The following is a 19,743-nucleotide window of genomic DNA, read 5'->3' as shown; positions in this document are numbered from 1 at the left end:
TGTCAAACCGAGCTTGACTCGGTTTCTCACAACAGTTAAAAATCAGCTTAATGAGATTCTGGATCAAGTCTAGAGTGACGGTTTTTAAAGCTTTTTAGACAGCCTCTTTTAAATTATGCTTTTTGTTCTTTGTTAAAATATACTAAGTAATAATACATTTGCTTTTCTTCATCCCAACCTTTTTCTACAAATTTCTCGGCAGATTCCGGATTGATAAAGTCCATTTTAATTTGAATATTAGTATCTAAACTAATCGTGTTTTTGATGCTTTTACGCGCAGAAGAAACCGCTTTGTTGGCAATTGGAAACTCAGAAATATCTTCAATACTATATTTAGGTCCTTTTTCAACTTTGTAATGCTTAAACTCAGGAATTAAATCTGGGTTTTCAATCACATCATTTAAAAACTCAGACTCTTCAAACGTGTCATTTTTGGCAAAGTGATTTACCGCACGGTTCATAAACATCACTTCTTCTTTTTTATCTTCCGCAGGGAAAACAACATCCTTAGCGAAGTTTTGACAGAACTTTAGGTATTTTTTCGTGTAAAAATTTTCATCTTCAAACACATCTACGCCCAAGAAATGATCTAGCCAATACTTGGTATCGTATTTATTGCTGTCAACAGAAAGAATTTTGTAACCTTCTTCCTTTTTTATATTGAAAATGATGCAACCTTTGTCTAATTTATTTAATGAAATTCCTTGTTGTAATAAGACTTCAATATTACTTCCGTTTTCTTCAAACTGTAAAAAATCGTGTTTAATCTCTGATTTGAAAATACCAATCGCATCTACTTTTTCATTATCGATGACTACATTTTCAAAATGTCCTACATATACTTCACCACTTTTAATATGTGGATGCTGTGATTGTTCGAAAAGTAAAGACGTAATCTTTTTTGAATTCTCATGAACCGTTGACGGATCGTTAAAAATATCTGATGCAATCGTATATAATTGATTGAACTCTAAATCCACTTCATTGGTAAACTGAAAATAGTTTTCTTCTTTCTCTCTAAAAGGTTTAAAGAAATACTCTTTCAATAATGGTGTAATCTCATCTGTTAATTGATACGGCTCTGAAGAAAGAAATACATTTTCGTTTCTACTTTTGTTTCCTACTTTGTGAATAGAAATGGTGTTTACTTGTGCACTGTATAAATTGATCATTATTAGGGTGTAATTTTTTCTATATGATTGTTATATCGCCACTTTCGTGAGATTTTTTCCTTGTACGTTTCCGGTTTTCCTAAGAATATAAACGTTCCGATTGCGATGCTATTGAAACTCAATTTTTGAATCAAAAAGAGCTTTTATTCGGTTCGGCAAAAATAATAAAAAAACAAAGATGAATGCTCAAATTCACGACTTAACTTTTAATAAAAATGACGACTTTACGTTATAATATCTCTTTTGGTATCTTTATTGATGCAAAAAAAACAAAACTCCTTATCATGAGAAAAAAGTTAAAAGTAACTCCAGCCAGAAGGTATAGAACACCTCGATATCCTTCCTATCTTGATGAAAGTCCATTGTTAATGTCTCGAAACGTTTCTAAAACAGGTTATTATGCAACTGCGTTTTTAGGAGTTTTTGGACTTTTTGCATTTTCAGCAAGTTCTAATGATACAAGTACAGGAGAAGTAAAGGAAAATCCAATAAAGTTTAAAGAACTTGGTTTCCCGCATACCTATGCTTCTTTTGGAACAGGATTGCCAGACAGATTGGATAGAGAAACGGCTGTTGAAATTATAGATTCTATATTTTTAGCCAACAAAATAGAACTTACAGAAGGATATCCAATTTCTAAAGATGGACTAAATTTTAAAGCAACAGGATACAATAAAAAACACAACATAGGATACGTATGGCTCGATTATGAGAGCACAGGTCCCGATTGTTATAATTCATGGAGAAATAATAGATATAACAATGCTTCATTATTGCCAGAAGATTTAGTAGCATATAAAAAGTTGACAAAAGAAGTCGAAAATAAACCCGATGGATATAAAATTATAGATGACTTTTTAAGAAAATTAACCAAACAAAAAGGATATTATAAATTATTAGAATTGGAAAGGCATCTGTGGCGCGATAAAATACTCAAAGATAAAATCAATAGGTACATCAAAGAAAATACGAATTACACTGATGAAAATTATGGTAAAGAGATTCTGGATGCATACGAAAATGAAAAAGTTGATTTGAAAGAAATGGAGCAGATTCCGAATGAAGAAGGAGTGAGTATTGCAGCACTTTCTCAATATGATCACAAATTCGAATACTATCCTTATCGTGAATATGTAGAAGATAAAAACGGAAATTTAGTTGAAAAGGAAGGAGAAGCTCGACAAAAAGCCATCGAAAATTTAGAAAATCTAGTGCAAGATTATATAGACTGGGCAAAATCAGAAGGGAGATATTAATGAGTACGTCCATAAAATACACCGCAAATTTTCATATAACACACGATTGCAACATGCGTTGTGGTTATTGTTATGCAGGAGAAAAAACGAAAACTTCAATGACGCAGGCAACATTGAAACAATCTATCAATTTTGTTGTAGAAGAAGTGCAAAGAAAAAAGGCAACCAAACTGGTAATTGCTTTTTTAGGAGGCGAACCTTTAATGGAAAAACAAAAACTTTTTTATGTGCATGATGAATGTAAAAGAAGGTTAGGAGAAGAAGTGAACGTAGTTGGGCAGTTATCAACCAATGGATTATTGCTTACCGAAAGTTTGATGAAAGATTTAACAGATAGAAACATTATGGTGTCTTTGAGTCTTGACGGAACTCCAGAAACTATGCAAAAACAACGTCCTACGATTGGAAATTCTGATTACTCCAAAATCATGGATCGTACTATAAAAAATGTTTTAAAGCACAATCCTTTTACAAATGCTTTTTGTGTGGTGACACCAGCATCTTCAAAAAATTTATATGAAAATATCACTTGGATTTATGACCAAGGATTGCGTTTTATCAATTGTACCTTAGATTATTCTGCTGAATGGACGTATCAAGATTTTGAAATCTTGGCTACCGAATACGAGAAACTAACGAAATGGTATGAAGAAAAATGCAACAATGTTGAGCATTTTTATTTAAGTTGTTTTGATGAAAGAATTCAAACACACACCAAAAAACCAGCCGCATGTGCGAATAAATGTAGTATTGGAAACAATCAAATTTCCATTGCGCCCAATGGAGATATTTATCCTTGCATGCAATTTGTAAAACCTGCGCATGAAGCAGATGAGCGTATGCAACTAGGAACTGTGAAAGAAGGATTTGTAAGTGCTAAACTAAATCAATTTAGAGCAGATGTTATCAAAGACAAACCTGAATGTTCAGGATGCAAGCTAAAAGAGCGTTGCTCTACGTGGTGTTCTTGCATTAACTATTCTTCCACGAAAAGTGTCTCAAAAGCAAGTCCGGTTGCATGTCATCATGAAAAAATGCTGATTCCTATTGTCGATAAAATGAGTGCGAAACTCTGGAGAGAGAAAAATCAATTGTTCATTCAAAAGCATTACAATCCATTATACTCTTTTGTTGCCCAAGCAATGACAAATTATAAATAATAGATGTTTAGTAACTTGCCGAGTTTTATGTAGCTAAGCTTGCCGAATTTATGTAGCTGAGCCTGTCGAAGCTAGTTCCAGTTTTCATCAAAGTTCAGACTGTCGTAATCGTTGATGTCTAAATCGTCATCATCACCTTCCAATCCGTACGGATCTTGTTCTGCTTCAAACTGTTTGTCTGGCGCACTATCTGGCAAAATTCCATGAGAAAATAATAAATTCGGATATAATATTCCTTGAATAGGTTCTGCAATTTCAGCCAATTCTACCAAAAACGTCCACATATTCAAGAAATCATACACATAAATCATACGGGTTTGATCTTCTGAAAATACGCCATCTAGACTTGTTTCATTCATCAATCGAATAGATGTTTGACCATCGCCCATATCAAATTGTGAAATTTCTTCACCTTGATTCCATTCGTCATCACTCACATAAAAAGACGCCATTTCCATTCCATCAAAACCAAATGCCTGTGTAATAGCATTACTGAAGTCTTCAAACGTTGCATCTTCCTGAATTTCAATATCTCTAAAGATATCTTCAGTCGCGTCTAATATTATTCTAAATCTATAAATCATGCTCGATAAAAAAATTGGATTGCAAATTTACAAACTTTTCATATTGTTTTGCGTTTTATTTGCTTCTAAGATTAAATAAAATTGAATTCCGAATAATATCGTAGCCAATACAATGTGTATGGTTTGTGTTCCAAACGGAAAATCAAAGTAATACATGGCAATTCCCGAAAGGATTTCTAATACCAATAAAACCATGACCCAATATACTTTTGTAAACCCTAATTGTAGCTTTCTAAAACGATAAAATAGCCAAACATTGACCAATAATACAACGATAGAAAACGTACGGTGAATGTAAAAATCGAGTTCAGGATTGGCCAACCATAATGATTGACTCGTTTCGCCAATAGTTTTGATTTGTTCGTCTACAAACTGTCGTACTTGTGTTCCTAATATTGTTTGAATAATTGTTAAAATGATAGAAACATATAATAGTTTGGTAAATACATTATCACTTTTATGCGCTTTTATTTTGTTAGATGTGTTGTGTACAATGTATAATAAGACTGCCACAATGATTAACGCCATCACCATATGAATGGTAATTTTGAATGGAGCTAAGTTTGAATCAACTACGGTTTTTCCAAGCCAGGCTTGAAATCCCATGCCTGCTACTGTGAAAAATGATAAAAGCGTAATGATTTTTTGTTTTTTCCAATACCAACACGAACCTACAAATAGGAGCAAGGTGGCTAAACCAGCCAATGCACCAAATAATCGATTGATATATTCTACCCACGTATGAAATGCATTGAAGGTTGCATAATCGTGTTCGGTATACGGTTCCCAATTTTCGCTATTGAAACTTGTTGTTGTGGTAAAATCTTCTTTGGCAACTTGTAAAGCTTCATCTACAATAATAACCATACCATCTTCGTATGAATGGTTGGCTTTCCATTCCAATTGCGATTCTTCCGTTGGCGGAATAAAGTATCCAAAACATTTAGGCCAATCTGGACAACCCATTCCGCTACCTGTCATACGAACTACTGCACCAGCAATGATAACTAGATAAACTAAAACTAACGTAACTTTTGCAATAGTGTGAAAATGTTTCTTCATTTATTTCTCTATATTTTCTACCAATCCTAATTCTTTTCCTTTGGTAAGCATGTAGGCGCGAGCCGCTTCGTATTCGTTAGGAATGTCTCCTTCCAGAATGGCTTCTTTGATTGCGTGTTTTATGATTCCGATTTCTCGGGAAGGTTTCAAATTGAAAGTTTCCATGATTTCTTCACCAGAAACTGGCGGCTGAAAATTACGCACATGGTCACGTTCTTCTACTTCAACAATTTTTTCACGAACAATTTTGAAATTGTTATGGTAACGTTCAAATTTCCATGGATTTTTTGTGGTGATGTCTGCTTCACAAAGTGTCATTAAATCGTCTACATGCTCGCCTGCATCAAATACCAAACGACGTACCGCAGAATCTGTGATGCCATCTTGTGATAATACAATTGGTCGCGAACTCATAACTACCATTTTTTGAACAAATTTCACTTTTTCATTCAATGGCATGCGCAAACGCTTGAAGAGTTTGAAAACCATTTTTCCACCAACAAATTCGTGTCCGTGAAACGTCCAACCTACTTTTTTACTGAAACGTTTTGTGGGTGCTTTTCCAATATCGTGTAACAAAGCTGCCCAACGCAACCAAACATTATCTGTATTGTGACAAATATTATCTACGACTTCTAATGTGTGATAAAAATTGTCTTTATGCTTTTGCCCTTCAATTTCGTCAATACCTTTCAGCGCGACTAATTCGGGTAATATATATGGTAAAAGCTGTGTTTTTTCTAATAGAATAAAACCGATAGAAGGTTTTTTACTCATTAAAATTTTATTCAGTTCTACAACAATGCGTTCTTTTGAGATGATTTTGATGCGATCGCAATTTCGAGTAATCGCTTCTAATGAAACAGGATCAATATTGAAATCCAATTGTGTTGCAAATCGGATGGCACGCATCATACGCAATGGATCATCCGAATAGGTAATATCTGGATCAAGCGGCGTTACAATTCGCTTGTCTTCTAAATCTTGTAAACCATTAAATGGATCGAGTAAATCTCCGAAAGTATCTTTATTTAAGCTTAATGCCATCGCATTGATAGAAAAATCGCGACGATCTTGATCATCTTGAAGCGTTCCGTTTTCCACAGCCGGATTTCTACTACCACGTTCATAACTTTCTTTACGCGCACCAACAAATTCAACTTCAATTTCTTTGGTTTTAATCATGGCAGTCCCATAATTTTTAAACACCTGTACTTTTGGTTTGTTTGGTAGGAGTGAAGCTACTTTTTTAGCCAATTCAATTCCGCTTCCAACGGCTACAACATCAATATCTTTTGCATCGCCACGTTTCAATAGAAAATCGCGCACAAAACCACCAATTACATAGGTTTCTAGTTGTAATTCGGTTGCTGCTTTCGAAATGGTTGAAAATATATCGAGTTGTAAGGCTTCTTTGTAATTCATTATGGTACTGTAATTGGAATGCAAATTTACGAATGTTTTCGGTATTTTTTTATGTAATGAATACTGTTATTTTAGTCATTCTTGTGAAATGTAAAAATCCAAGCTCTTAGTGTGTTTTTTGTCACGAATTCACAAATTGCTTTTTTGGGTTTACTCTTATGTTTGAATTTTCACGAATTGTTTCTGATGATATTTTTTGTGTTCTCTGGTTTAGATTTTGGATTGAAGATTGTTTTATGTTCTTTTCTTTTGTCACGAATTCACAAATTGTTTTTTTGGTTTATTCTTGTGTTTGAATTTTCACGAATTGTTTCTAATGATGTTTTATGTTTGAGAGTTCAGGCTTTGGATTGAAGATTGTTTTATGTTCTTTTCTTTTGTCACGAATTTATTTTGATTTCATAAATTTTCTCAGAGTTTTCACCAAGTGTTTTTTGATGAACCAATAAACATTCGTGAATTCGTGGTAGAAGTTTTATTTTTTACGAATACACGAATTTATTTTTTGTGTTGCTGTTTGCTTGTGATGATTCTAGTAATAGTCTAAAAGCATTACTTAAGTATTTTTTGATGAATCAATAATCATTCGTGAATTCGTGGTAAAAACTTTGTTTCACTTTTCTAATAAATAGCAAGAATTTATTTTCAGATTATTTCAATAATTATATAACTGAATCATTTTTAAATTTCACAAAACAATTCTTCGATGATCTAATAATTCTTCGTGAAAATTCACCAAAATAGCCAACTTACATTTTGAAACTTTTAAATAATTCAAACACTGTCCAAAATGTTTGTCATGTATGTTAGTGGCAGCTTTTACTTCTAATATGATTTTATCATACACTACAAAATCTGCATAAAACTTATGCTTTAAGATGGTGTCTTTATATACAACATCATATTGTTTTTCTCTTTTAAAAGGAATTCCTAAAAGTTTAAACTCATGTTCTAAAGCATCTTTGTAAACGATTTCTGAAAAGCCACTTCCTAAATTATTATAAACACTAAATAAGGCACCAATAATTGTATAACTTTCCTTTTTGTAGATAATATTTGCCATAATACATGAACTTAAAATAATAAGTCCACAAATTAATCAACTTTCTAGATAGCAAGTGAAAAATTGTATAAGCGTACATCTAGGTCTGAGAATAGATGAATAATGAAGATCCAATGTAAAATATAGTTTCAAACAACAAACAACTAAGACCTAATAATCTTAATTTCTCCGTTAGATCGCAATTGAATAATAGTAGAAGGTTTTACAGTTTTTTTAGTATCTTTTATGTTCACGATGTAATCTACATTGTTTTTGATATCATCGCTAATTTCGTCAAAATGTTTAGGTGTAGGTTCTCCGCTAATATTCGCAGAAGTAGAGACAATAGGACGTTTGAATTTACGAATGAGCTTTTGGCAAAATTCATCATCAGGAATGCGAATGGCCAAAGTATTATCTGCAGCAACTAAATTTTTAGCAATTCCGACAGGATGATCATAAATAATTGTGGTAGGTCTGTCAGCAGCTTCAATCAAATCGTAAGCAACTTCGGGAATGTTTTCTACAAAACGTTCTAACATGCGTATATCACTCACTAAACAAATGAGTGCTTTGCTTTCTTCGCGTTTTTTTAAGTCGTAAATCTTTGCCACAGCTTCTGGGTTTGTAGCATCGCAGCCCAATCCCCAAACCGTATCAGTAGGATACAAAATGGTGTTTCCTAATTGCAATTGATCAAAAGTTTTTTGAATTTCTTCTGTCATGAGTCAAATCGAATTTCCTGTTTCTGTTTTAATGATTGAGACAAGTGCGCTCCTTTCCACACAAGTGAAAGCATAAACCATTTTTTTGGCTTGATGAGAAAACTCAAACAAAAATAACTTCTGATGAATAGATATTTTGCATAGGAATAGTTCTTTTTGATCACGTATAAATGTGAAATCATGCCTTCTTTGCTAATGGCTTTGGAAACGCCTGTGCTCACGCCTTGATAGTGGAGTATTTTTGCTTCCGGCACTAACACACTAGAATAACCCGCGTTTCGCAAGCGGAAACAAATGTCCATTTCTTCGAAGTAGAGAAAAATATTCGTGTCAAATCCACCTACTTTTTCAAAAGCTTCACGTCTAAAAAACATAAACGCACCATTGACAAAGTTTACGGAAACTGGTTCGGTATATTCCTTTTTGCATTTAGGAAATTGCTTTGCCCAATTTTTTTCTAAAAAGCTTCGTCCTAACAATAGCTTGCGAATGCCTTTGTCATGATCAAATGAAATGACATGTTTGTTGTGTTCGTCATAATTTTGTGCCGTTGTGACGCCAACTTCTGGATGTTGTTCCATATACGAATATAAAATGGACAAACCATCATTTAGCAACATCGCATCATTGTTTAAGAATAGAATATATTTTCCGTTGGTAAATTGTGCTCCAAACATGTTTCCGCCACCAAAACCAGTATTAATCACGCTTCTATGCAATGAAATATGATCGTGTTTAGGAAAGTTGTTGCGTAAATGTGAAAAGTCATCTAGAGTAGAATTATTATCAACAACTACAATTTCGTACGACAAGGATTTGTCTGTGAATTTAACGACCGAATCGATACAATCTAAAGTATACTTAGCCGTATTATAATTGATGATAACTATGGAAATATTCTTCATAAGGACAGTAATTGTGCAAAACTACACATTTTTAGGTTGAATTTTATACTTTTGCGGAAACACAAATCACAATTATGGGACTTCGCTCAAAATTTAGAAAATATCGCTTACACAAAAGATTACCGATAGAAACCTACGAACCTATTAAAAAGAGAAAGCCAGAAAAAATTAAAGAAATGGTGACAGCTTGGGCAGGTTTGGAATTGATTATTGAAGATATTTTAGAGCGTTTCGATATTGGTCGCGATTCTTGCATCGAGTTTGGTGTTGAATTTGGCTATTCTTCGGTTGTGTTTTCTAACTTTTTTAAAGAAGTTAAAGGAGTTGATATTTTTATTGGAGATGAGCATACCGATCATAAAGGTGATCATTATGAGAAAACAAAAGCTTCTTTGGCGGAGTATACAAATATTGAATTGATCAAATCTGACTATCGCGATTGGATCAAAAAAGACGATGCTCAATACAATTTTTCGCATGTAGATATTGTGCACAATTACAAAGAAACCTATGAATGTGGATTGTGGGCTGCGCAACATAGTGAATGTACTATTTTTCATGATACAGAAAGTTTCCCTGAAGTACGCCGTGCAGTAATTGATATTGCTAAAGCCGCAGGAAAAAAAGTGTATAATTATCCGCATTGTAACGGATTGGGAATTATTGTATAATTTCTTTTGAAGTCACCTAAAAAAATACTCATTATTGCGCCTTATGCCTTTGGGTATACAGCACATATTTTAAAAGCACTACAGTCATATGAAACTGTAGCTGCTGAGATTTTATATTTAGATCAACCCGCGTTTCAGTATAAAAATACGCTTCACAAAGCACAGAATTTCTTTTCGAAATTGATTTTTGGAAAGAATCTTAAAAAGACTTTTGTGACAGATCGGATCAAAACTTCCATGCGCGAACTTGGACAACAAGATGAAATTTTTATCATTCGTCCAGACATGTTGAACGATGAGGTTTTACTCTATATCAAAGGTTTTACAAAAAAGTTTATTGCTTATTATTACGACAGTACACGTCGTTTTCCGAGAAAGGTAGACATCATTTCCTTGTTTGATAAAGTATACAGTTACGATCGCTTGGATGTCTCAACATACAAGTTATATTTTTTGACGAATTATATTTTTGAAGAAAGCAATCACGCAGCAGTTGACTATCAGTTTTTTAATATTTCTACGAACGATTATCGTTTTCCGCTGATTGAAAACTTAGCAAAATACCTGAAAGAGAAAGATTGGACATACAATATTCAAGTGTATAATGGAAGTGACATGCCTGCGGAATATGTGAAAATCATCACGCAACAAAAATCGATTCAAGAAGTATCTCAACTGATACAGAAAGCCAAGATTATTGTGGAAATTCAACGTACCGAACAAGTAGGTTTATCGTTCCGAATCTTTGAAGCGTTGGGACATCATAAGAAGTTGATTACTACAAATAAAGATATAGTCAACTACGATTTTTATCATCCACAAAACATTTTAGTTGTTGATGAAAATAATATTGAGATTCCAGAAGATTTTGTGACGTCTCCATATGTAGAAATTGAAGAGACCATTCTTTCCAAATACAAAATAGAAAATTGGGTAAAACCTATTTTTGAATTATAAAAAAACACCATGATTCTATCAGTAATTATGGTGTTTTTTACTTTTGAGATTTATTTAAATAGCGGCTTTGTAAATTTCCTTTTCTAATTCTTTAAATGCTTTTTCTTGGGAACCTTTTAATACAACTTCCTTTATTTTACCCGTAATTATTTCGATAATATTTCTTCGAGCTTTTTCACTTTTTCCAAAATAAGCATTCATGACTTTATTGGGAATGATATGATTGATTTTTACAGTATTATTATTGACGAAAAATGCTTTTACAGCGTGCATACCACTTTTTTTGAGAACAATACATTGCTCCATTTGTCCATTGACATCTGTTCTATGTTCCCAAATATCATATTCTTTAGAACATTCAAGATTAGATGTGTTTGCTAAAAACTCATGTAGTTTGTCTAAAGAAGTATAGTCATTTTTAATTTCGATTAAGTTTTCCATTGTTATTTTATGTTTAGAATACAGTTCGTTTGAAGCAAAGAAACTCCTTCATTTGCTAAAAATAAATTGTTGTTATTGATGTTTTATAAAAAATCAATGGTAAATGATGGACATTCGTGAAAACAAGAAGATGTGATTTAAATAATTGATTATTAGTTATTTATCTATAAATCAAAATGTATTTTATGATTTTAATATATGTTGAATTGAGCAAAATGATTTCTATAAAAAGTAGAATAGAAAATGAATTAAAATACCATCATTACATAAGTAACAATGGTATTTTTCCTTTAAAAAACTAAAAAAAATAAGACATTTTACATGCATCCTAAGTAGTAAAGAATATTAAAAATTAAATACTACAAAGTGTTTTTTTATTGTAGTGTATATGTTACTGTTGCGCCACCTTCATACTCTAAGACAGTTCCATCTTGAAGTAATATTTCATTTCCTCCTGCTAAAAAGTTGAATCCAAATAAGAGATCATTGGTAAATTCAAATGTAATGGTTGTTTCATCTGCAGAAAGTGTTCCTGTAAATTGTGGTTCTTCACTTGTGCTGATAAAGAATTTAATAGTATCACCTATCTGCATATACCTATTTGGTAATCCATCTGCATGTGAACAGTTCATTCGTTGTGATAAGTTTCCGTTTCCATCATTATCTACATATAAAGACACAGCATCAAAAGTTGGATTGGACACTCTTAGATCAGTCCCGAAACTTAAAGATAAATCAAAGCACAATTGTTCTTCCATTAAGTCTGTTGAATATATTCCATCTCCGTTTGCATCGACAGGAGTATCAATTTCAAATCCGCTTCTTAAGTACGTTCTTCCTAAAATAGATGGAGGATTATCAGCAACACAATCAGCACTGTTTTCAGTAATTGCTACAGGTGTTAAATCAGAATCTACATCATCAACATTACAAGCAACGCATATTCCTAATAGGAGTGTAGTAATAAATAACTTTTTCATAGTGGTATTGGTTTTAATGTTTATCTCATAGATGTGCACTTATGAAAAAGGTTGCGCAGAATGTTATTAAATTATTTTTACTGAATGCTAAATGCTAAATGCTAAATGCTAAATGCCAAATGCTAAATGCTAAATACCCAAAACCCAAAACCCAAAACCCAAAACCTAATACCAAAGACCCAACTCACAACAAACTACGATACACTTCTTCGTATTGTTTGGCAGTTGCATTCCAATCAAAGCTTTGTGCACGTTGAATGTACGCACTTTCATAAGTTTCCTTGTTGGTTTCAAACGTGTGCATTCCTTTTTCTAAAACCTGCGCCATATATGCTGGATCGTAATGATCCCAAAAAAATGCATGATCGCCACCAATTTCGGGTAAAGAAGTTTTGTTGGATAAGAATACAGGTTTTCCAAAACGCATAGCTTCAATAGGAGGAATTCCAAATCCTTCACGCAACGACGGAAATACAAAAGCAGCACAGTTTTGTAAGTAGTATTGTTTGTCGGTATCGCCAATTTTTCCGGTAATTAAAACACGATCTTCTAATTGGTGTTTTTGAATGGTTTCTGCAAGTTTTCCACTAGCATATTCTGTATTGTTATTTCCCGAAAGGATTAAGTTAAAATCAGGCAACAATACTAACATTTCCACTAAAGCGTGAAAATTTTTTCGCGGCGTAAATTCGCCAATACTAAATAAATACGGTTTGTTTGAAACAATCTTTGGCTGATAATTTTCAGGAAGTGTGACTTCACGAATCGGGTTTCCATTGTAAATGACATACTCAGGAACATTTGGTACGTCAAAATGCTTGTGCGTAGAAGCTTTGGCAAAGTTAGAAATGTAGGTAATAGCACTACTTCGTTCTAATTTTTCACGAAAACGCACATTGCGTTCATGATTCATATCGCTCGATTCTTCTTCAATAAAGTTTACATCATGAACCGTTAATAAGTACGGAATATTGTGATACGGTTCAATCTTAATGTTTTGGTTTAACGAATGCCATAAGTCATATTTTTTGCGAATACGCATCAAAGGATAACGGCGGAAAGATTGATACTTTTTATAGTCAAAATAATCTCCAAACTCGTTGGTAAGTTTGCTGAGGTTTTTCGCGTGAAGCGTCATTTTAAAATCAGTAATTTCTGCTTCATACAGTCCTTTGATCAAATGATAATTGAATTGCCCAAAGCCAAAATGTAGGTTCTTAATATTATGTGATTCTAAAAAAACGTTCTTCATGTGTTCAAATTAGTCTATTTTTCGGTACATCGTCCACAATTGCAAATAACGTTTAAATACTGAAAAAGCATGCACATAACACAAAATAAAACCTTCTTTTCCGTCTAAAATGCCCAAACGCAAAAAGTATTGATGTATAAAACGATAAAACGGGCGAAAGAAGAAATGATACGCATTGGGACGTACATTTTTTTTGTGCAAAGCTTCTGCTTGCAAACGACTGTAATGACTTAGCTTCTGATTGTAATTATCAAAATTTTTATAGGTTTGATGTGCAACCGCATTTTTGAGTTTTCCAATCTTTTCGGTAGTTTCAATAGTTTCGTGGACAGGTTTTCCGTTGTAACGACAATAATTTTTATTGAATAAACGTACCGAAATATCTGTTTGGAAACCACTATATTTCATTCGTTTTCCCATAAAATGAAAATCGCGCTTTACAGTATAAGCTTTCATCGGATTTTCTGAATTTACCGTCGCAACAATCTCATCTGCTAGGACTTTCGGAATTTCTTCATCCAAATCAAAAAATACAATCCAATCATGTGAGGCTTGATCAATAGCGTAGTTTTTCTGTGACGAAAAATCATCAAACTTTCGTTGCAGAAAAGTGATATCGTATTTTTTTGCAAGTTCCACAGTCTTATCCGTGCTAAACGAATCCACAATAATAATTTCGTCAGCAAAGGAAAGTTGTTCAATATATGTTTCAATATGATCTTCTTCGTTGTAAGTAATGGCTAAAGCACTAATCTTCTGCATTGGCTTCTTTTTCTTTATGACGTAGATTTTTCTTTACGTAATAGCTAGAATTTGCTCGTTCTCTATAATTCCCTTTAGGATAAAAGACAAAAACTGCTAATACTATGAATATAAAGAATAACATTTTTAACTTATTGTTTTAAGATTAGAAATTATCTAAAGATGAACAATCGCAACAAAAGTAATGATTTTAGTAAGAATATAAGGTTTCAGAGTTTTGAGTATATATTGTTTATATCTTTTAAAGTGATGTTTAGAACATTTTTATTGGAAAACAGAACATTAAAAATATAAGTAGACCTGTAATTTATTAATTTGAAAGAAATCTATTTCCTATAAACATATAAGGAAAAAGCGAATATTAACCTCAAATTTAACCAAATTAGTATGTGTACACGAGTAATTTACACCCCGAAAGAGAATCAAAGTTATGTAGGTAGAAACATGGATTGGGCAGAAAACCCAACACCACAACTTTGGGCCATGCCTGCAAATGTAGAAAGAAAAGCCATGGCAAAAACGCCAAGAGGACAAGAATTTAAATGGACTTCAGAATATAGTAGTGTGATTGTCTCCAATTTTGATATTTCTAATTCAGACGGACTCAACTCTGAAGGACTTACGGTCAATTTATTATGGCTTTCTACATCAGTATATCCCGAAGAATCACATCGAGAAGGCGCATATCCATTGAGTATGAGTATTTGGGCGCAGTATATTTTAGATGTATGTGAAAGCGTAGAAAAAGCGGTGTATGCCATGAAAGATATTTATATTCAAACCACTGTGATTCCTGATAGTGACAACAAGTTGGCAACCTGTCATTTATCTGTAGGAGACAAAGAAGGAAACTCAGCCGTTTTCGAATATATAAATGGAAGTTTGCATGTGTTTACGAATGTAGATACGAGCGGAGAAAAATTTGAAGATTATCCGCATCGCATTGATCATTACAACTTAGATCAAATGCAAGTGATGACAAACGATCCAAATTTTGATACACAAATAACGTCGCTTGTATATTGGGATGAACTCAACAAAAAGTATGAAAAAGGTGGAAATCCAGCTTTATTACCAGGATCCAATTGGTCGTTGAGTAGATTTGTTCGAGCAACCTACTTTGCAAGACAATTACCTAACAACGTAGATAATACGCTAGCATTGGCAAGATTGTCTGGAGTTATCAATAATACCGCGCAACCTGCGACAAAATTAGAAGGTTTAGACACTGCCGATCTGAGTAAAACACAATACAGTTCTTTTGCCGATATGTCAACATTGCAATACTTTTTCCGTTCGTCATATGGACCGTTTTTAATCTGGATTAATTTGTCTGATATCAATTTTGATAAATTAGAAGATGGCTATGCGTATAAACTTCAGTTAGATGAAAACGGTGTCTTTCAAGATTGTAATAACCGCTATATGAGTGGAAAAATGAATGAATATTTAAAAGCAGAGAAAATGTTTACATTTTTACCAATACCATAAACTGCACTATTTTTAGTTGTTGCAAGTTGAATAAGTTTAGTAGTTTTGTTTCGAATTAATTTTTAATCATTGAACGTTTCAATAATTCAATAAAAAAATAGATGCCAAACTTGCCCATTTTAATGTATCATGCCGTTACTACGGATGCTTCTCAAAGCAAAGGATTGACGATTTCTACTGAAAATTTAGAAAAACAATTCCAATACTTACAAAAAAACGGTTATACAAGTTTACATTTTGGCGACTTGCAACAATTAAAATCTCCTGCCGATTTTCCTAAAAAAGCAGTCATTATCACATTTGATGATGTGTATATCAATCAACTAGAATTGGCATATCCGTTACTTCAAAAATATGGTTTAAAAGCGTGTTTTTACATTCCTTTTCAATATGTGGATGGTGTTGATGCATGGAACACAGGAACGGAAAAAATCATGTCTGTAGCACAGCTCAAAAGCATGGATGACGCAACAATTGAATTAGGATTACATTCCTATGAACACAAAAAGTATGATGAACTTTCGGTAGAAGAAATCAATGAAGACTTTAAAAAGTGTGAAGCATTTATTGTTGAAAATCAATTGAATGTAAGCAATGTGTTGGCGTATCCGTACGGAAAGTTTCCACGGAAAAATCCAGAGCAACAAACCTTTTTTGAAGCCTTGCACGAAAATAAAGTCGCATTCGGATTGCGTATCGGAAATCGTGTCAACAAATATCCTTTCAAAAACAATTACGAAGTACAACGTTTGGACATCAAAGGCGAAGATTCTCTACGAAAATTTACGTCCAAATTATGTCGTGGAAAGTCGTTTTTCTTTTAAATTGAACTTTATGAAGAAAGTATATTTTCTGCTATTGGTAATCTGTATGTTCAGTTGTAAAAACGATATGAAAAATGAAAAGGCCAAATTTTTAGTGGAAGAAATTCCTGCAGAAACTCCCATTGTATTCAAAGAAGATCTTACACCTAAAGACAAGCTCATTCACAAAGGAATATTTAGTCCAGATTATACACACTATTATTACACAATATCAAGCAAAGACTTCAAACAATTTGATATCTTCTACATAAAAAAAGAAAACGGAAGTTGGTCTTTGCCGCAAAAAGCTTTTTTCAATAGTAACTACAACGATCATGGAATGAGTTTTTCTCCCGATGGAAATACGATCTACTTTAGTTCTACAAGACCTACAAACATTGAAAATGTTACTGATACATGGCATCTTTGGAAATCAGAAAAAATCAATGGTGAATGGAAGAATCCGGCGTATATTGATATTCCAAACTTACGTGACAAAGTTGTTTCACATCCTATACAAACTAACACAGGAACTTTATATTTCCATGCAAGTAATTTAGATTATAGTGAAATGGACATTTATCATTCCAAAAGAAACAATAGTGGCACTTATGGTCCTGCGGAAAGAGTCTTGATTTCTACAAAAACGACCATTGAAAAAACGACGCCATATGTTTCTCCCAATGAAGAATATATGATCTTTGCTGCCATAAATGATCCACTTGAGCTTATGATTACTTTCAACAATGGAGCTGGAAAATGGACGCAAACGAGGAAATTGAATTCTGTTATCAATCAATTGGGACAAGGAAATCCTTTTGTGACATCAGATAGTAAATATCTATTCTACACAACAGGTGATCATCAAGGTGAAAACTGGAAAATAAAGTGGGTAAATATTGAGTCTGAAATCAAAATAAAATAAGTTGCAGGTATTGTATTTACAGGCAAAAGAGTTCTTAGGGAAGAACTCTTTTGGTAGTAATAAAAAGGGGTGATGTATCTATAAAAATACACTACTCGAAATTACGATTTATCGCTAATCCGTTTTATTTTTTTAGATAAGTGAAAGGAGTTTTATAGATGAACAGCAAAAAACTTCGTTTAACGACGTATTATCGGATGCCTTTTTGAAGCAACATCAATTTTACATATCGTGAAAAAACACCGTATGCATTAATACCTGCAACGGCTAAACCAGGAACGCCATCCATAAAACCGCGTTTTACAATATATTCATGAAAAAAGCGATACATCGGTTTAAATGCAAGGTGAAAATACGTAGCTTTTTTGCCTTTTTCTAGCATTCGTTCTGCTTGAAACCATGCGTAGCTGTCTTTTTTACTGATATAATGCATCAAACCTTTGTACGTATAATGCAATACTTTATTTTTTAACTTTCCAACGGTTCCGTTGACGATCAGTTTTTCGTGTACATTTCCTTCAAAATGACACTTTTCGCGTTCTACCAATCGCGTGACATCATTATTATGAAAATACAAGAAACGATTCATGTAAAAATGTGGAAAGTTCAATTTATACGCCGTGTGTTTCCCCGCATTCATAGCTGCAATGATTTCTTTTTGAAGCTGATACGTAATGCGTTCGTCGCCATCTAAAAACAATACCCAATCGCAAGTAGCAAACTGTAATGCATGATTTTTTTGGTTGGAAAAATTATCAAACTTTCTAGAAATCACTTTGCAACCATGCGCTTCGGCAATGGCAACAGTTTCGTCTGTGCTGAGTGAATCTATCACAATAATTTCATCGGCAAATTGCACTGAATACAAAGCATCTTTCAAATACAAAGCTTCGTTATACGTAGGAATAATGACAGATAGTGTTGGCATGATAAATTTAAAGCACAAAAGTACATATAATTTTTTCATTAAAAACTTTATCTTTGGAGTCTGTATGACAACAATAGACACTTCCATAATTATAAGTACGTACAACTCTCCTGAGTGGTTGGCAAAAGTATTACACGGATATAACAATCAAACCTATCGCTTGTTTGAAATTGTAATTGCTGACGATGGTTCTAAGCAAGAAACTCTCGATTTGATTGAAGAAATTCGCAAAGAAGTCTTTTATCCAATTGTACATGTATGGCATGAAGACAATGGTTTTCAGAAATCACAAATTCTCAACAAAGCCATTGTAAAATGTAGTACGCCTTATATCATTATGTCTGATGGTGATTGTATTCCGCGCGCTGATTTTGTAGAACATCATGTAAAGCAACGTGAAGAAGGTTTTTTCCTTTCGGGAGGATACTTTATGCTACCAATGAATATTTCAGAACTCATTACCAAAGAAGATATTTACGAGGGCAATTGTTTTGATGTTGCATGGTTGAAGAAACACGGATTAAAAGCTTCGTTTAAGAACAATAAACTGACTTCTGCCGGATTAAAATCACGCTTTTTGAATGCAGTAACGCCAACAAATGCTAGCTGGAATGGACACAATGCTTCGGGTTGGAAAAAAGATATTGTAGCCATCAATGGTTTTGATGAGCGCATGCAATATGGCGGACAAGATCGTGAGTTGGGAGAACGTTTATTCAACTACGGATTAAAGAGTAAACAAATTCGTTACAGTGCGGTTTGTGTACATTTAGATCATCCGCGTGGGTATAAAAATCAAGATTCTATCAATAAAAACTTAGCCATTCGTAAAACTACTAAAGACGAGAATAAGAAGTGGACGGATTTTGGAATTGAGAAAGGTAGTGGTAATTAGTATTGAGATTGAATCGCTTCGCTTATTAGAAACGGCTTTGCCTTTAGACTTGCTTCGCTCTTAGAATTTTAGACCGCTTTCGCTGTTAGATACTAGATCGCTTCGCTACTAGATTTTAGACATGTTAGATACGTCATTGCGAGAAGCATAGCGACGTGGCAATCTGTTTCTTTTATAATAGTATTTTCTTTGTTTTGCTTTTTGATCGCTTTGCTTTTTGATCGCTTCGTTTTTTGATCGCTTTGCTTTTTGATCGCTTTGCTTTTTGATCGCTTTGCTTTTTGATCGCTTTGCTTTTTGATCGCTT

The 19,743-nt window shown here is 33.4% G+C and carries 21 protein-coding genes; 8 read left to right on the top strand and 13 right to left on the bottom strand.

Annotation, left to right across the window (positions count from 1 at the left end; all coding sequences use genetic code 11):
* Positions 1-113: 113 nt before the first annotated feature.
* On the bottom strand, positions 114-1,172 hold the full coding sequence (locus Q0845_RS21010; RefSeq protein ID WP_298517400.1) for a nucleoid-associated protein: 1,059 nt from the start codon (positions 1,170-1,172) through the stop codon (positions 114-116).
* Between the two features lie 284 nt (positions 1,173-1,456).
* On the opposite strand from Q0845_RS21010, the gene Q0845_RS21005 reads away from it, so the two are divergent.
* Both Q0845_RS21005 and Q0845_RS21000 read left to right on the top strand, forming a co-directional pair.
* On the top strand, positions 1,457-2,428 hold the full coding sequence (locus tag Q0845_RS21005) for a hypothetical protein (protein WP_298517397.1): 972 nt from the start codon (positions 1,457-1,459) through the stop codon (positions 2,426-2,428).
* The gene (locus Q0845_RS21000; protein WP_298517394.1) at positions 2,428-3,588 is read left to right on the top strand and encodes a radical SAM protein; all 1,161 of its coding nucleotides are present in this window, start codon (positions 2,428-2,430) and stop codon (positions 3,586-3,588) included. The genes Q0845_RS21005 and Q0845_RS21000 overlap by 1 nt, the downstream gene beginning before the upstream one ends.
* A 71-nt stretch (positions 3,589-3,659) precedes the next feature.
* Here Q0845_RS21000 and Q0845_RS20995 read toward each other — a convergent pair whose 3' ends face one another.
* The 6 genes from Q0845_RS20995 to Q0845_RS20970 form a co-directional block, all read right to left on the bottom strand.
* On the bottom strand, positions 3,660-4,172 hold the full coding sequence (locus Q0845_RS20995; RefSeq protein ID WP_298517391.1) for a hypothetical protein: 513 nt from the start codon (positions 4,170-4,172) through the stop codon (positions 3,660-3,662).
* A gap of 27 nt (positions 4,173-4,199) precedes the next feature.
* A complete protein-coding gene (locus tag Q0845_RS20990; protein WP_298517388.1) occupies positions 4,200-5,234 on the bottom strand; it encodes a COX15/CtaA family protein in 1,035 nt (344 codons plus the stop codon).
* Positions 5,235-6,659 (bottom strand): HD domain-containing protein, encoded by a 1,425-nt coding sequence (locus Q0845_RS20985; protein ID WP_298517385.1) that lies wholly within the window; start codon positions 6,657-6,659, stop codon positions 5,235-5,237.
* A 688-nt stretch (positions 6,660-7,347) separates the two neighbouring features.
* Entirely contained in the window at positions 7,348-7,722 is a 375-nt protein-coding gene (locus Q0845_RS20980; RefSeq protein ID WP_298517381.1) for a GxxExxY protein, read from the bottom strand.
* 143 nt (positions 7,723-7,865) lie between these two features.
* Entirely contained in the window at positions 7,866-8,426 is a 561-nt protein-coding gene (locus Q0845_RS20975; RefSeq protein WP_298517378.1) for an L-threonylcarbamoyladenylate synthase, read from the bottom strand.
* Positions 8,423-9,331, bottom strand: coding sequence for a glycosyltransferase family 2 protein (locus tag Q0845_RS20970; RefSeq protein ID WP_298517375.1), 909 nt, complete (start codon positions 9,329-9,331; stop codon positions 8,423-8,425). Before Q0845_RS20970 ends, Q0845_RS20975 begins: the two co-directional genes overlap by 4 nt.
* A 74-nt stretch (positions 9,332-9,405) precedes the next feature.
* Between Q0845_RS20970 and Q0845_RS20965 the strand changes: the two genes are divergently transcribed.
* Both Q0845_RS20965 and Q0845_RS20960 read left to right on the top strand, forming a co-directional pair.
* Positions 9,406-10,002 carry a class I SAM-dependent methyltransferase gene (locus tag Q0845_RS20965; RefSeq protein WP_298517371.1) on the top strand — a complete coding sequence of 199 codons (597 nt, stop codon included), beginning with the start codon at positions 9,406-9,408 and terminating at the stop codon, positions 10,000-10,002.
* Between the two features lie 6 nt (positions 10,003-10,008).
* Positions 10,009-10,959 (top strand): hypothetical protein, encoded by a 951-nt coding sequence (locus Q0845_RS20960; protein ID WP_298517369.1) that lies wholly within the window; start codon positions 10,009-10,011, stop codon positions 10,957-10,959.
* Positions 10,960-11,013: 54 nt separating this feature from the next.
* Here Q0845_RS20960 and Q0845_RS20955 read toward each other — a convergent pair whose 3' ends face one another.
* The 4 genes from Q0845_RS20955 to Q0845_RS20940 form a co-directional block, all read right to left on the bottom strand.
* Positions 11,014-11,400 carry a hypothetical protein gene (locus tag Q0845_RS20955; protein ID WP_298517366.1) on the bottom strand — a complete coding sequence of 129 codons (387 nt, stop codon included), beginning with the start codon at positions 11,398-11,400 and terminating at the stop codon, positions 11,014-11,016.
* A 374-nt stretch (positions 11,401-11,774) separates the two neighbouring features.
* Entirely contained in the window at positions 11,775-12,380 is a 606-nt protein-coding gene (locus Q0845_RS20950; protein ID WP_298517363.1) for a hypothetical protein, read from the bottom strand.
* Positions 12,381-12,564: 184 nt separating this feature from the next.
* Complete coding sequence (locus tag Q0845_RS20945; RefSeq protein ID WP_298517360.1) at positions 12,565-13,632, bottom strand: glycosyltransferase family 1 protein; 1,068 nt, start codon at positions 13,630-13,632, stop codon at positions 12,565-12,567.
* 9 nt (positions 13,633-13,641) lie between these two features.
* Positions 13,642-14,394: a glycosyltransferase family 2 protein gene (locus Q0845_RS20940; protein WP_298517357.1), complete on the bottom strand. Its 753-nt coding sequence runs from the start codon at positions 14,392-14,394 to the stop codon at positions 13,642-13,644.
* 387 nt (positions 14,395-14,781) lie between these two features.
* On the opposite strand from Q0845_RS20940, the gene Q0845_RS20935 reads away from it, so the two are divergent.
* The 3 genes from Q0845_RS20935 (at position 14,782) to Q0845_RS20925 (ending at position 17,613) form a co-directional block, all read left to right on the top strand.
* Complete coding sequence (locus Q0845_RS20935; protein ID WP_298517354.1) at positions 14,782-15,885, top strand: linear amide C-N hydrolase; 1,104 nt, start codon at positions 14,782-14,784, stop codon at positions 15,883-15,885.
* Between the two features lie 101 nt (positions 15,886-15,986).
* Positions 15,987-16,709 carry a polysaccharide deacetylase family protein gene (locus Q0845_RS20930; RefSeq protein ID WP_298517351.1) on the top strand — a complete coding sequence of 241 codons (723 nt, stop codon included), beginning with the start codon at positions 15,987-15,989 and terminating at the stop codon, positions 16,707-16,709.
* Positions 16,710-16,776: 67 nt separating this feature from the next.
* The gene (locus tag Q0845_RS20925; RefSeq protein ID WP_298517348.1) at positions 16,777-17,613 is read left to right on the top strand and encodes a hypothetical protein; all 837 of its coding nucleotides are present in this window, start codon (positions 16,777-16,779) and stop codon (positions 17,611-17,613) included.
* A 190-nt stretch (positions 17,614-17,803) separates the two neighbouring features.
* On the opposite strand, the gene Q0845_RS20920 is transcribed toward Q0845_RS20925, so the two are convergent.
* Entirely contained in the window at positions 17,804-18,580 is a 777-nt protein-coding gene (locus tag Q0845_RS20920) for a glycosyltransferase family 2 protein (RefSeq protein ID WP_298517345.1), read from the bottom strand.
* 25 nt (positions 18,581-18,605) lie between these two features.
* Here Q0845_RS20920 and Q0845_RS20915 point away from each other — a divergent pair, with 25 nt between their 5' ends.
* Positions 18,606-19,436 carry a glycosyltransferase family 2 protein gene (locus Q0845_RS20915; RefSeq protein ID WP_298517342.1) on the top strand — a complete coding sequence of 277 codons (831 nt, stop codon included), beginning with the start codon at positions 18,606-18,608 and terminating at the stop codon, positions 19,434-19,436.
* Positions 19,437-19,544: 108 nt separating this feature from the next.
* On the opposite strand, the gene Q0845_RS20910 is transcribed toward Q0845_RS20915, so the two are convergent.
* Positions 19,545-19,743: hypothetical protein (locus tag Q0845_RS20910; protein ID WP_298517339.1), on the bottom strand; the 199-nt coding region annotated here is incomplete at its 5' end.

The organism is uncultured Kordia sp. (genome assembly GCF_947489565.1).
Classification (GTDB): Bacteria; Bacteroidota; Bacteroidia; order Flavobacteriales; family Flavobacteriaceae; genus Kordia.
The sequence above is the reverse complement of the archived record's forward strand: the minus strand, read 5'-3'. Positions and strand labels throughout refer to the sequence as shown.